Origin of the sequence: Agaribacterium sp. ZY112 (assembly GCF_041346925.1) — a bacterium.
Lineage (GTDB): Bacteria > Pseudomonadota > Gammaproteobacteria > Pseudomonadales > Cellvibrionaceae > Agaribacterium.
This window is the reverse complement of sequence record NZ_CP166840.1, coordinates 3,967,416-3,981,083: the sequence shown is the minus strand read 5'-3', so window position 1 is coordinate 3,981,083 and position 13,668 is coordinate 3,967,416. Positions and strand designations below refer to the sequence as shown.

General features: G+C 43.9%; 8 protein-coding genes. 5 read left to right on the top strand and 3 right to left on the bottom strand.

The window, feature by feature from the left end; all coding sequences use genetic code 11:
* Positions 1-101: 101 nt before the first annotated feature.
* From cobN to AB1S55_RS17310, 3 genes are all read right to left on the bottom strand, one after another.
* The gene (gene cobN / locus AB1S55_RS17320) at positions 102-4,073 is read right to left on the bottom strand and encodes a cobaltochelatase subunit CobN (protein ID WP_370979439.1); all 3,972 of its coding nucleotides are present in this window, start codon (positions 4,071-4,073) and stop codon (positions 102-104) included.
* A gap of 82 nt (positions 4,074-4,155) precedes the next feature.
* On the bottom strand, positions 4,156-4,737 hold the full coding sequence (locus AB1S55_RS17315; RefSeq protein WP_370979438.1) for a cytochrome b/b6 domain-containing protein: 582 nt from the start codon (positions 4,735-4,737) through the stop codon (positions 4,156-4,158).
* 31 nt (positions 4,738-4,768) lie between these two features.
* Positions 4,769-5,050, bottom strand: coding sequence for a PepSY domain-containing protein (locus AB1S55_RS17310; RefSeq protein WP_370979437.1), 282 nt, complete (start codon positions 5,048-5,050; stop codon positions 4,769-4,771).
* 140 nt (positions 5,051-5,190) lie between these two features.
* Between AB1S55_RS17310 and AB1S55_RS17305 the strand changes: the two genes are divergently transcribed.
* From AB1S55_RS17305 to AB1S55_RS17285, 5 genes are all read left to right on the top strand, one after another.
* On the top strand, positions 5,191-7,179 hold the full coding sequence (locus AB1S55_RS17305) for a TonB-dependent receptor plug domain-containing protein (protein WP_370979436.1): 1,989 nt from the start codon (positions 5,191-5,193) through the stop codon (positions 7,177-7,179).
* A 50-nt stretch (positions 7,180-7,229) separates the two neighbouring features.
* Positions 7,230-8,369, top strand: a complete 1,140-nt coding sequence (locus tag AB1S55_RS17300; RefSeq protein ID WP_370979435.1) for an HmuY family protein — start codon at positions 7,230-7,232, stop codon at positions 8,367-8,369.
* A gap of 318 nt (positions 8,370-8,687) precedes the next feature.
* Positions 8,688-9,284 carry a MotA/TolQ/ExbB proton channel family protein gene (locus AB1S55_RS17295; protein ID WP_370979434.1) on the top strand — a complete coding sequence of 199 codons (597 nt, stop codon included), beginning with the start codon at positions 8,688-8,690 and terminating at the stop codon, positions 9,282-9,284.
* Positions 9,271-9,591 carry a DUF2149 domain-containing protein gene (locus AB1S55_RS17290; protein WP_370979433.1) on the top strand — a complete coding sequence of 107 codons (321 nt, stop codon included), beginning with the start codon at positions 9,271-9,273 and terminating at the stop codon, positions 9,589-9,591. Before AB1S55_RS17295 ends, AB1S55_RS17290 begins: the two co-directional genes overlap by 14 nt.
* 11 nt (positions 9,592-9,602) lie before the next feature.
* Entirely contained in the window at positions 9,603-13,652 is a 4,050-nt protein-coding gene (locus AB1S55_RS17285; protein ID WP_370979432.1) for a cobaltochelatase subunit CobN, read from the top strand.
* Positions 13,653-13,668: the final 16 nt, after the last annotated feature.

The following is a 13,668-nucleotide window of genomic DNA, read 5'->3' as shown; positions in this document are numbered from 1 at the left end:
CACCCATCCATAGCTGCGGTTTACCTTGTTGTCATATTAATTGAGCGTTTAGTTTCCTTTATTCATCTAATAAGGTGATGTCTTTCTACTTAGACAGCGCTTTATCTACGTGGGTAATACTGTCGAACGCCACCCAATAATATCGTCAATAAGCAGAAGCCAAAGGCAGAGACCATTAGCCAGTTGTGCTCGTTTGTATTGTTTTCTTGCTTCTCTATTTTTTCAAGCTTTTGACCTTGAACTTGTTGGGTGTTATTGGTGTTTTCTTTGGCTTGGCTTTGTGCTTGATTAGCTGCTACTTGAAGCATATCTAAACCAAAACCTGCGGCACTGTTGTTTACGTAGTCTTTAAAACTTTTATTATCAGTAAAAACATCGTATTTATTGGCCAGCTCAATATAGCGCTCCGTCATTTTCTGTAAGGTTTCTGCATCTGCTTGCCAGTAGTCTTTACGAACGGCTTCTAACATACGCTCAAGCAGCTGTGCTTGCGCGGTGGGGTGTACCTGCTCAAACCATTCGTTGATCTCCATGTCGTAGCTGTCTTCGACATAGACTTCAAAAAACTGCTGCCATTGTTCATCGTGAACGTATTCGGGAGCCATGACCTCCCAGCCCCAAAAGTTATTCATGCGATCTAAAATGGCTGTTGCACCGGCATAACCTTCGTTTTGCATTTGTTCTATCCAGCGTGGGTGAAAGTAGCGTGCACGCAATTCTTTTGATAAAAATCGTTCCATAGTCTCACTTTTTTCACTGCCTGCTTTACGTAAGTTAGAAACAAACATCTCGGGTGTGGCGCCATCAAGCTCACGCACCGCCAAAGCAATACCTCCAAAATATTGGAAGGGGTCATCATTAGTCAATAAGGCGTAAAGATTACTTGAGCGAGAAAAAATGACAGCGTCGGTACCAGAGAGTACGTGCTGATATAAACCTGTTTCGGCAACATTTTCACTCCAGCGTTTTGCATCTTTACCAAAACCAAAACCCATGCGCCGCATATAAAGATCGGCCAACTTACTGTCTTCTTCCCAGCTATCAGAGGCTAAGCTCGCCCCGGCTAAACCGGTACCGTAGTTGCCGCTTTCATTAGAGAAAATACGAACACTTGAAAGGTAGTCGATATCTTCTTTTGGCAAGCCTTGCTCGGCCAGAGAGGCTTTTAGCGCTAAGGTATTTTTATACACCGAGTTGGCTTCTTCTTTTAATTGTGCAACTTGGTCAATCGCTTTAGCCATCCACAACATCACATTTGGAAACGCGTCGCGGTAAAGCCCTGTTACCGTAATGGCTACATCCACACGTGGGCGCTTTAATTCACTGTAAGGAATAATCTCAGTGCCGCGAACTTGGCCTGAAGCATCCCATTTAGGTCTTAAGCCCAATGTTCGTAATATTTGTGCCTCGAGGACACCGTGATGGCGCATGGTCTCTAAAGACCAAAGTGAGAAAGCTAATTTGTCTGGGTACTTACCGTGGCGTTTGTAATAGTCGGCGATATTCTCTTCAGCCAGTTTAGAGCCCACCTCATAAGCGGCTTTTGTTGGAACACGCGCAGGGTCAAAGCCAATAAGGTTTTTACCTGTGGGCACGGCTTTGGGGTTGCGGATAGGGTCGTTGCCGTGGCCAGGTTCAATAAATTCACCGTTTAATGCACGCAATAAATTAGGCATTTCCTGTGTGGCTTGAAAGTTATCATAATATTCGCGTGCGAGAGCGAGCTCTGCTTGTAAGCTTGTATCGGCAATATGAGCATCTTGTAGATAGTGTTTAAGGCTTTGATAACCGGGCAGGGCGGCAAGCTTAATAGCGCCGTTATCATCCATTTTTTCACTGTCTGCCAGTGCCCAGCCTTGTTTTTGTTCTGCTTCAGCGGCTTTGCTTTTAAAGTCATCGCCTAGCATTTGGCTAATAGTGGTGAATAGGTGAGCATCGCTGGGTACTTCACCAAAGCTGTGTAGGCCCAAAGGTTGGCTTTGTGAGGCCAAGCTTTGAAGGTAGTCTTGCAGTTGGGGAACTAAGTTGTCAAAGTCGTTTAGAACTTGCTCCTGAGTAAGGCCTAAATCAGAAAATATCTTATGCTCTTTGGCAAGTTTTAGTGCTTGGTCTCGGCTCGCCTCTTTAACTCCGCCTTCATCTAGCTGCATATAATCGGCTAATAATATTTGTAGCTCGGCCAGTTCACGGTAGACGCCAGCCTCGGCAAAGCCCGGTGTTAAATGGCTGATCATGGTAGCGCGACCGCGGCGTTTGGCCTGCATTGCTTCACCGACGTTGTCGATAATATAGGGGTAAATGACGGGGATATTGCCCACGGCTAAATTACTGGCATCGTAAGCCCATAAACCGCGTTCTTTACCGGGTAACCATTCTTGAGAACCGTGGGTGCCTAGGTGCAAAATTGCATCGGCGCCCCATGTTTCTTTAACGTAAAGGTAAGCTGCCAGATAGAAGTGATTTATTGCTGTGGTGGTACTGTGATAAAGCTCTGCTTGCTCTTCGGGGCCGTCACCACGACCGGGCTGCGGCAGCATAATTAAATTGCCACTTTGCATGCGTGGAATAACAAAGGCGAGTTGCCCCTCGTTTTTAACTAGCATGCCGCTGTCTTTGGCTTCGCCCCAACGTTCAACAATAGCGGTTTGTATCGAGCTGGGTAATTGTTTAAACCAAGCTTGGTAGGTGGATAGGGGGAGAAAATCAGCAAGACCCTCTTCAACAAGAGGTGAGGCATCTTCGGCTCGGTACATGGGGCGTAATAGCTTGCCTGCACTGTCTATATACCACTGCTGTTTTTGTGGTTCGACCTGATAGTTATTGTTAGCCAGAGCCTCTACGATGCGTTCTAAAGAAACCGGTACATTTAAGAATGCAGCGCCGATGTTTTTTTCACCCGGAGGGTAGTTCCACATCATTAACGCTAGCTTTTTATCGTTATTTTTAATGTGCTTTAAACGAGCATGATTCACGGCTCTTTCTGCCAGAGCGTGTAATTGTTCTTTAATTGCTTCTTTATGGCCATCTTTACCATTGGCCGCAAGAATCACAGGGTCGATCACACCGCTGGATTCAGGCATGACTAAAAAGAACGGGGTCATGGTCGCTGCAACGCCTGCATGGTCATCGAGGAACTGTTGTTTATCACCACCAAAATAGTTAATGGCTTGAATGACTGGCACGTTTAGTTGGCTAAACTCTTGTAAACGTTTATCAATATAGTGAATAACGCGATAGTTGATAACGAGGTCTACCCAAGTTTTATTTTCATTTTGCAGCAGTTCGGTATAGGTCTGACGCTCATCCACTCCTTCGTAATAAAAAGCAATGGCTGAAGCTCCTTGTTGTTCAATGCTGTTTAATAAGGTATCAACTACTTGGGTGTCTTCTAGTTCGATTGTGGAGCGGTGGATACCGACAGCGACAGTTGCTTGCGAATGTGTTGATGTTGTTTGCTGTTGCAGCCACTGTTGCACCGCTTGGCTATCTTCGCTGACTAGCTTGGGAAGGCGAGGATGGTAAAACCCAATTTTTGGTAGAATAAAAGGTGGTTCTACCTTTTGCTTGTGTAAGCTGAATAGGCTAGCCGCTGTATAAGCCATCAAATTGTCAAAGTTTGTTTGGCCTCCGTTAGTATAATAAGCACTTATGTTCTTGGCCTGTTCGCGTGTTACCCCCAGTTGCGAAGGTGCTTGAGGCAGCTCTCTTAAGGCAATCGTCTTAGCCTGAGTGTTTTTAAAAATGGCCAGGGCTGGTGCAAATACTTTTTGGCTGTTGCTGGCATCCATACCATCAAGCAGAATTAGGTCCCAGTCTGTTGCCAGTTGAGCCCAGTCTTGTTCAGTTAAGCCTCGGCTACCCTGAACAGCAAAACCTAGGTTGGCGGTTTGAGCTGCCTGACTTAGCATTTGGCTGCGTAATGAATTGCTGTGCCCCAGGCTCACGAGTAAAACATTAACACGGTACTGGTCACTCGGCTTTTTTAGCTCCGTGGCTGCCGCTGTGGTGATGCTGCTCCAGCTTTGCAAGCTAAGAAGCGTGAGTATAAATAATAATCTAGGTATCAATTTCATAGTTATCAATCTGAGGGTTAATAGCTTATATAGCCGGTGTTTGATCTTGGCTTGGTGTTTTTCGTTTTTGGCTTAACCTTGCTTATTTTTCCGTGTGTCGTGTTTCTTTTACTTTGTTAGAAAAAAGCATAGAGGCGATTAATGTGGGCTGATGTTTAAACTGAATAAACAGCACCGCAGTGATATGCACTGCGATAAAGGCAAATAGAGTTTCGGCAAGTAACTCGTGGCTTTTTTGTAGCCAGGCTTCTCCCCAGAAACGTTCTGTCTCTTGGGCCCAGCCACTTAAAGCGCATAGTAATAAAAGCAACCAAAGGTTTAACTTCATCAAGCTGGCAAGAGCTGAAGTGTCATGAGCTTGATTTGCCTGAGCAGGTCTTGTGTGAGCCAGCCTTGGAGCTAATGGCTTTGTGTAGAGTCGAGATAGCTGCGAACGTAGGTCTTTAAGTTTGAAAACTAACAAACTTAAGCGAGCGGATGGGGGGCCAAGCAGTCCCCATAGCAGGCGAAACAACACCAAGGCTGCTATGGCGTAGCCAACTAACTCGTGGCTTAGGTCGCCGCCATCAACAATAAAAAAAGCAGCAACAAACAATAAGGCAATAAACCAGTGGCACAGGCGTACAAACAAGTCATGTGTCGGTGTTGTTTTAGTGTCTAACATTGTTGGCTGTCACTGCGAGTATTGATGGGTGCTATTTACTCTTTTTCTTAACGATATCGCCGTTAACTGGGTTGAAATAAACTTCGATACGTTTTTCCTCTTTGCTTTCACTATCGGTTTCCCAGCCGTAAATCTCGTAGCAGTTCCCATCTATTAAGAATCGTTTAATGCTAAAGCCGTAGTCATTAACGATCTTTTTTTGCATATCCAATTTACTAAGCCATGTGTCTGGCTCTGCTTCTGGGCAATCTGCGCCAGCAAAGGCAAACGAGCTAGTCAGGCTTAAGGCAAGTAGGGTAGTTAGCTTTTTCATGTGATGTCTCTTTTAAGTCTTAATCAACAATGCTGTTGCTAATAGTAATGAGAACAGTTAGCATTTGCAAATGAAATTGACGCGTAAAGCAACATTATAGGTTGCGGCGTTTAGCTTATTTAGCTTGCGGGATAACGATTTTGTTTGGCTTGAAACTAAGGGATGGTGGGGCTTGGGCTCTGTCTACTTGTATATTGTTAAGTGCTTTAGAGGTAGCGGCTGAGTCTTCAGCAGGCACAGAAGAGCGTGTTAAAAAAGACCTGGATCAGCTTGAAGAGGTGGTGATTACCGGTACGCGTACCGAAAAACTGTTAAGTGAATCCCCTGTTTCTGTTGAAGTTATTTCTGGTTCAGATATTCAGGCTGTAAGTAGCACCGGTACTCTTGAACAGGCTTTGCAGTACATTCCAGGTGTTTATATGCAGCGTTCCGAAAAGGAAGGGTTCAATATTTTAATGCGCGGTTTTGATGGTGATCGTGTGTTGGTCTTGGTTGATGGGCAACGATTATTGGCGCCCACTGGGTCGTCAGTCGATTTTGCTCAAATTTCATCTTTAGATATCGAACGTATTGAAGTTGTACGTGGTGCTGCATCGGCTTTATATGGTAGTGAGGCTATTGGTGGTGTGATTAATATCATCACAAAGAAAAACAAACAAAATCAGTTTTTCCTAGCGCAAACCTTTGCTCGTTATACCGATAATGAAATTGATGATTTCGATTCTCAAACACGCGTTGGTGCCACCATAAATTATAAAGCGTGGGCCCTAGATGCGGTTTATCAGAGTATTGAGGCGCCGGCTTTTGACCCGGACTTAACTGACAATAGCCAACTTGGTGCTGATCAAGATAAGACCATTGCTAGTGCAAAATTAAGTTATAACAGTGACCTTCTCAGTGCAGCGTACAAATATCAAGATTTTCAAGAGTCAAAATACCGAGTGACGGGCGCTTTTCCAGGTGGGTCTGATAATTATTATACATCGGATGTAGAAAAAAACGCTCATAGCTTTATTGCTGACTTTGATCAAGTAGAGCTTAAAGCCCAAGCCATACAGCACGATGAAATAAGCGGTCAGCGTGGTTCTTTACGACAGGCTGACATCTCTCTAGTTGAGCTAGATGCACAATACGCATGGCAGCTAGATGCTGTTGAGTGGTTAAGTGGTTTGCACTATTACCAAGACGGTCTTTCACAAATAAAGCTGGGTGAAGCCACACCCGAGGTGGATGATGAAGAGCAAGGCGGTGTTGAAGCCTTTTTACAAGCCGATTGGCAAGCGAGTGAGAAGTGGGAGTGGGTCGTCGGTGGTCGTATACAAAATGACGAAGGCTATGGGGCTCACACCGCATTGCGCGGTAATGTAAAGTTTGATCAAGATCTAAGCGAAGACACCCGCTTTGTATGGCGAACAAGTTTGGGCGAAGGCTATCGTGTTCCGAACATTAAAGAGCAATATTATTTATTTGATCACAGTAATTTAGGTTACATCATTATCGGTAATGAAGATCTTGTTCCGGAAGAATCCGTATCATTTAATACCGAGATTGAACTTAATCAAGAGCTAGATAATAGCGCGACACTGACAACTACGCTCTCTACTCACTACTCAGATGCCCGTAACTTTATTGATACGGTTTATTCTCCGGAGCTGAGTGAAGAAATGAACTTAGATGTCTATCAATACCAGAATTTTGCTAAAACACGAATCTCTGGCGTGGATGCCGATGTAGCTTATAGCAAGGGCAGTAGTAGTTATCGGCTCAGTTATAACTACCTTGATGCACGTGATGCCATAACGGAGCAGCGTTTAGAAAGCCGCCCTTACCACCAAGTAAAAGCCAATTATAAAACCAAGCTGACTAAAACTGGTTTGGAGTTGCTTCTTTATGCTGTGTATCAAGCCGATGAAGCTCACGACCCTAGTTTGGTAGCTGTAAATAATGGTTATACGACCTTTAATTTAAGCCTTGCTCAAGATATTGCTGCAGGATTCCGTTGGCAGCTCGGCTTAGATAACCTCACCAACGAACATCGAGCCTATAAGTTTAAGCACGGTCAAGAGTTCGATCCTCGCCCTGAAGCAGGGCGATATGTGTCAGCAACAATTGAATACTTACTTAAATAACTCTTTTAAATAATTTAATGCTTATTAAAAAATATTATCAGGAGAATACTATGAATTTACTTAGCAAGATTTCTTCAGCTTTTGCCTTGGCGGCATTTATGTCAGCTTGTGGTGGCGACTCAGATGAACATAAACCGGTCGTTGAGACGAGCCCTAGCCCTGAAGCTAGCCCTAGCCCAAATGCTGAGTTATTTGAGGTCAGTGATATTGATACAGGCACTCGATCTTTACCTAAAACAGTGTATTACGACCTAGATAGTGCCAGTATCGTTGAGCTTAGCGAAGAAGAGGCAGAAACAAATGCCGATTGGGATATTGCTTTTAACCGTACCAAAGTTTACTTAAATCGCTTTGCTGATACGCCAGTTAGTATTTATTTTACGGCTAATACGGGAGATTTTTATGACGCAGAAGGCAAGCCTGTTGTGGAGCGTTTTAACAATGCCACAGCAGAAACAGAGTTGGATGCGTTCTTGGCTTTAGACCCTACTATCCCTGCTGACGATGAGTTTTCTACCGATAGTGCCGAAGCGGTTATTAGTTCTTGGTACAGCTATGATGTATCGACGCATACCGTCAGTGCCGATGCAGAAAGTTTCTTTTTAGTTCGTTCAGATGCTGGTCTTGCGCGATTTAGTGTAAGCGAGCTTGTGCAAAATAGCATGGGTATGGACTCCATTCGTTTCTCGGTTCAATTACAGGCTAGTGACGTAGAGATGTTTGACGATGCATTTGACATTGATGTTAATGCTAGTGCATGTGATAGCGCCGTATATGTTGATTTGCACCTGGGTATGACAGTTACAGCAGATGATGGCTGGGACATAAGTATTCCTTGTAGTGATAACTTGCTTAATTTTGACATTAATATTGCAGACGATCGTACTGCCACAAATGACCCAAGTTATGCCGATGTAGAAGGTATCCCTACAGCCAATATTGGCTTTATGACTTGGTTGCCCAATATTGAGATCACCAGTGCTTACGCAACTCAGGGCGATGCTAACGCACCTTATGGTTGGGGTAACTATGGCGTTAATGACGGCCATCTTCTTTGGTCTAACTTTGCAACCTATATCGTTAAAACTGATGCCGCGAACTACAAGTTTCAAATTACAGCGTATTACGATGCTGAAGGCAATTCCGGTACCTACAGCTTTCGTTATATCGAGCTACCTGCTTCTGAATAAGAGAGTCAATATCTTATAGGAGCTTGTTACAAGCAAAGCCAATGACCTTTTTTGATGTTGTCTTTGCTTTAACTTATTAGTTTTACGATTTCAATCACGCACATAAGAAGAGGGATTTTGTATGCGCACGATAAAGAAAAGACGGCTGCAAAAAGGCAGTCGACGCCGGCAGAATCAAAGTGTAATTAAAGATAAATAGCGTTATTGGTTTTAAGTATGCCCTTGTGTATTGCACTTTATTGCTGCTAGGTCTTGATCTTATGCAGCAAGTCAATGTTGGTCTTACTCCCTAGTGTCTAGTTAATAATTGGTAAGAAAATGATCCGTAATTTAGAAGAATTAATGTACCAGATGTCCGATTTTTTTATGGCGCCGGTACTTATACTGTTATGTTTGTTGTTTGTTTATAGCTTGTTTGCTATGGGTGGTTTTGCTGCTCAAGCTTATCAGCGCCGACAAAGCCGCTCCGCATTTAAAAACTGTATAGACACAAATAATCTGAACACCCTAAGGCCTATTCGCGGTTATCCATTGTTTACCTTTCTTAAAGCCCAGCCTAGCAGCACAAAAGACGAGCTAGACGTAGCAGCCTTTGAAGAGTTAGAGACCGTGCGTACTGTTAGCCGTATCGCTCCTATGTTAGGGCTAATTGCGACTATGGTGCCGATGGGGCCCGCACTTAAGTCGTTAGCCAACGGCAATGTTCAGGGTATTAGTGAAAATTTAATTGTAGCCTTCTCGGCGGTTATTTTTGGCTTAGTGATAGCCTCTATTACCTTTTGGATCGCCAGTGTAAAAAAGCGTTGGTTAGCTACAGAATTAATCGCATTGGCGCGTGTATCGGCTGCTGAATCACAAAGCAATGATCCCCAAAAAAATGACACGCAAGGAGCAAACTTAAGTGAAGCTGCTTGATGAAGATGAAGCAATTAACCCTGCACTGTCGGTAGTGAACCTTGTGGATGTATTTTTGGTATTGGTTGCAGCCTTGCTTATTGCTATTGCTCAAAACCCGATGAATCCATTCCTTGACGAAAATGTCACGGTGATTAAAAACCCTGGCCAAGAAGACATGGAGCTGATTATCAAAAACGGTGAGACCATAGAAAGTTATAAAAGTAGTGGCGAAATTGGTAATGGTGAGGGGGTTAAAGCTGGTGTTGCTTATCGTATGGGCGATGGCTCCATTGTTTATGTTCCTGAAGATAAACAATCACAATAATAGTGAATACCATGACGTGTGTAAAACAAACGCTAGTAGGCTTGCTGTGTCTATTAGCTAGTAGCCTTTTATTGGCTGAAACGAGTAATGTGCTATTTGTTAGCGGCTCTCATAGTAATAAAGCTAAAATGGCTTTGTTAAAAGAGCAAGCCCAAAAGCAAGGTGTGATGATTCGCTCACGCTCTGCTCATGAACTAGATAACAAGGAAGATGCCTTGGTTGCTTTTAAGGCCGCTGACCTGATTGTGTTTTCTGGGGTTAGCAAGCGGGACTCAAAAGCTAGCTTCGAAAAGTTTGAACCTGTTTTACAGAATACGAGTAAGGCACAAGGCTTAAGCGCAGCATCGGTTGCGATCTCGTGGTTAGACAACCCTAAGCTGAAAAGCAAGGTTAGCCTCGAGCAGGGCCTGCGCATGAACGCCTATTTTGATAATGGTGGCGCAGAGAATATGGCCAATCTTGCCAGATATATGCACGCCGATGTTATTCACGGTCTTAATACCACTATTGCCGAGCCTATTGTTCTTCCTGCAATGGGTATTTATCACCCTAAGGCTCAGCAAGTCTTTACGAACTTAGAGTCTTATTTAAGTTGGGAGCAGAAATATCGTAATAATCAGGCCAAGATCGACTCGCTTACAAAAGGTCGTGTGGCTTTATTGTTTCAGCGTGCGGCGATTGAATCAGAAGCGACGGAGTTAATAGATCAAGCTATTGCTCGCTTTGAAGATCAAGGCCTTAAGGTGCTGCCTTTTTACTTTGAATTAAGCCCTCGTGCAAAAGATTACCGTGACTTATTACGTAAAGATGGAGATGTCTATGCTGATCTTATCGTAAATTTTCGCTCTATACATTGGGCCAGTAAGCGTAAATCTGAATTTGAATCCATAGCAATACCTGTTATTCAAGCACTAACGTATTATGGCGGTAATCAGCAGCACTGGGAGAAAAGTTCTCAGGGTATTGCGCCAGGTTCAACTCCCTTCCAATTAGCTTTACCTGAATCGACTGGTGTGGTGAATCCGATTATTGTTGCAGCAACCGATAAAACCACAGGCCGAATTGAAGTAATTGACTACCAGCTAGAGCATTTGGTGAGATCAAGTAAAAACATCCTGAACTTAAAATACAAAAGCAATAAGAAGAAACAACTGGCAGTAATGGTTTGGGGGGATAGGGATGTAGGTGCTTCGTTCTTAAATGTGCCAGAAAGTTTACGTTCTATTTCGGAAAACCTTAATAACAACGGTTATGGTGTTAACAAAGTCGAGGCCGATTACTTTACAGACAAAATTGACCGTATATTAAGCCCTTTTTATCGCAGTTATGAGCTGGACTCTTTAATAGACGATGACCTTGCCGAATTAATGCCAGTGAGTGAATACTTAATCTGGTTTGATACTTTACCTGCGCATGTAAAAGAACCCATTAATAACTTCTGGGGTCAAGCTAAAGACAACTTTATGGTGGTGGAGCGCGATGGCACTTCTTATTTTGTGATACCGCGTATTCGCAATGGTAATATGTTGGTGATGCGCCAACCACCGCGTGCAGAAAATGAAGAAGACGATAAGCGTTATTACCACAAAGCTACGGTGCCGATGAACCACTATTATTTAGCGGCTTATTATTATACTCGTAAGTTCTGGGGCAGTGATGCAATTGTGCATTTAGGTACCCACGGATCGCATGAATATTTACCGGGTAAAGAGCGTGGTTTATCTCTGTACGACCAAAGTAACTTAGCCACTTGGGATACCCCAGTTATCTATCCCTTTATTGTTGATGACGTAGGCGAAGCCATGCAGACAAAGCGCCGTGGTAGCGCCACCGTTATTGCCCACATGACACCTCCTTTTGCTGCAGCAGGCTTGCACGGCGGTATCGCCGATATGCATGAATTAATGCATCAATATAAATCCTTAGATGAAGGTGGTGTTAAAATAAAAACCGCTAAGCTCATTGTAGAAAGCTGCCAAGAGCAGAATATTTGCAGCGATATGGGTTGGCAAGAGGAGGCTATTTATGCCGACTATCCTTTATTTTTAGAAGAGCTGCATAGCTACTTAGAAGAGCTTGCTGTACAGAACCAACCCTTAGGACTACATACTTTTGGTGAATTACCCGAACAAGAGCTATTAATCGCGACTTTAGTGCAAATGTTGGGTTCTGATTTTTACAGTTTGGCCGCGGAGTATGAGCACGAGCTGGGTAATGATCATGAGCACAGCCATGAGCGTGCCGATAGACATGAGCACAGCCATCATCACCAAGAAGAGCAAGTTACTAGCAACGTCCATCATGATATTGAAAAAGGTATAGAGCTAGAGCATAGCGTTGGTTACCAGCTGGTTAAACACTATGTGCTGGAAGCTCAACCGCTTGATGAATTAGAGCAGCCCCTGCGAGAATACTTGGAAAAAGGGCGTGAATTCTATGCAAACTTTCAAGCCATCCGTGAACAGCAGTATTTAATTAATACACTTGCAGGAAAATACATTCCTGTTAAAACTGGTGGAGACCCAATTCGTCATCCAGAGTCACTACCGACCGGTTACAATCTCTATGGTTTTGATCCATCACGTGTGCCGACCAAAGCCGCGTGGCAACAAGGTAAAGAATTAACCGAAGGTGTTATTAATGATTATTACCAAAAGCATGGTCGTTACCCGGCTAAGCTGGCCTTTTCTTTGTGGTCGATGGAAACCATGCGCCACTACGGTGTATTAGAGTCTCAAGCACTGTATGCCATGGGAGTACGCCCCAAGTGGCGTCAAGATGGGCGTGTGATCGGTACAGAAATTATACCTGCATCAGAATTAAAACGCCCACGGGTAGATGTGGTGTTATCGGCAACAGGCTTGTACCGCGACGCCTTTCCCAACGTAATGCAATGGATGGCCAAAGCAATAGAAGAGTTAAGCCAATTAAAAGAAGAGGGCAACTCGATTTGGCAGCACAGCCAAGCAACCCAAGCCGCATTAATAGCGCAGGGTTTAGAAGAAGATGAAGCCGTTTACCTTTCTTCTGTGCGCATTTTTTCTAATGAATCTGGTAATTATGGTTCGGGCTTAGGTGAGTCGACCATTGCATCTGACACATGGGGCGGTGATAGCAAACTGGCCGACTTATATTTGTCTCGTATGGGGTATGTCTATGGTGCCGATGTCAACCGTTGGGGGCAGAGTGCGCCAGAAAACGTAGACCTATATGCACAAAACTTATCGGGCACCGATATTGCTATGTTCTCTCGTTCATCCAATGTGTATGGCATGCTTTCATCTGATGACCCTTTCCAATATTTTGGTGGTTTAGCACTTGCTATTCGTAATATCGATGGCGTATCACCCGAGATGTTTATTGGCAACTTGCGTGATGCCCAGCGCCCTAAAATGGAAAACGCAGCAACCTTTTTAGCCAAAGAGTTACGCAGCCGTAATTTACATGAACGCTGGGTCGCGGAAATGAAAAAAGAAGGTTATAGCGGCGCCGTTACCATGGCCAGTAACATTAGTAACTTTTTTGGTTGGCAAGTCATGGACCCAAACCTAGTGCGTGAAGACCAGTGGCAAAGCTTGTTTGAAGTCTACGTAGAAGATAGTTTAGAGCAGGGATTAAATGAATGGTTTGAAGAAGTCGACCCTAAAGCTCAAGCCGCCATTATTGAGAGAATGTTAGAGGCCAGCCGCAAAGAATATTGGCAGGCAGATGCCCAAACTTTAGAAATCCTAATAAAGCGCTACGAGTATTTAGTTAATAACTACGACTTAGTGGTCGATAACAATAAACTGCGTGACTACATTGGCGAACAATCTAAAGGTTTTGGCTTAAACCTTAGCTTACCTGCGCCCGAACTTGCAGCGCAAGTGACGGACCAAATAAAAGCTACAGAAGCTGCTGAAAAAGTACAGGGCCAGAAGCTAGAGCAGCAGGAGCCAAGCACCAAAACCCCTATGCCGTGGTTATTAATAGGCGCAGGGCTAGGTTGCGTGCTTATCTTTATTTTGGGTTTTTTATATCAGTATCGTGAAGCCTTGTTAAAGCCGCGAGTGGGTAGTTAGGGGTGACGATCAAGGT

What these genes read in the sequence shown, in the direction of transcription:
- cobN (WP_370979439.1), bottom strand. Translation starts at nt 4,073, where the DNA reads ATGAAATTGATACCTAGATTATTATTTATACTCACGCTTCTTAGCTTG.
- AB1S55_RS17310 (WP_370979437.1), bottom strand. Translation starts at nt 5,050, where the DNA reads ATGAAAAAGCTAACTACCCTACTTGCCTTAAGCCTGACTAGCTCGTTT.
- AB1S55_RS17315 (WP_370979438.1), bottom strand. Translation starts at nt 4,737, where the DNA reads ATGTTAGACACTAAAACAACACCGACACATGACTTGTTTGTACGCCTG.
- AB1S55_RS17285 (WP_370979432.1), top strand. Translation starts at nt 9,603, where the DNA reads ATGACGTGTGTAAAACAAACGCTAGTAGGCTTGCTGTGTCTATTAGCT.
- AB1S55_RS17295 (WP_370979434.1), top strand. Translation starts at nt 8,688, where the DNA reads ATGATCCGTAATTTAGAAGAATTAATGTACCAGATGTCCGATTTTTTT.
- AB1S55_RS17300 (WP_370979435.1), top strand. Translation starts at nt 7,230, where the DNA reads ATGAATTTACTTAGCAAGATTTCTTCAGCTTTTGCCTTGGCGGCATTT.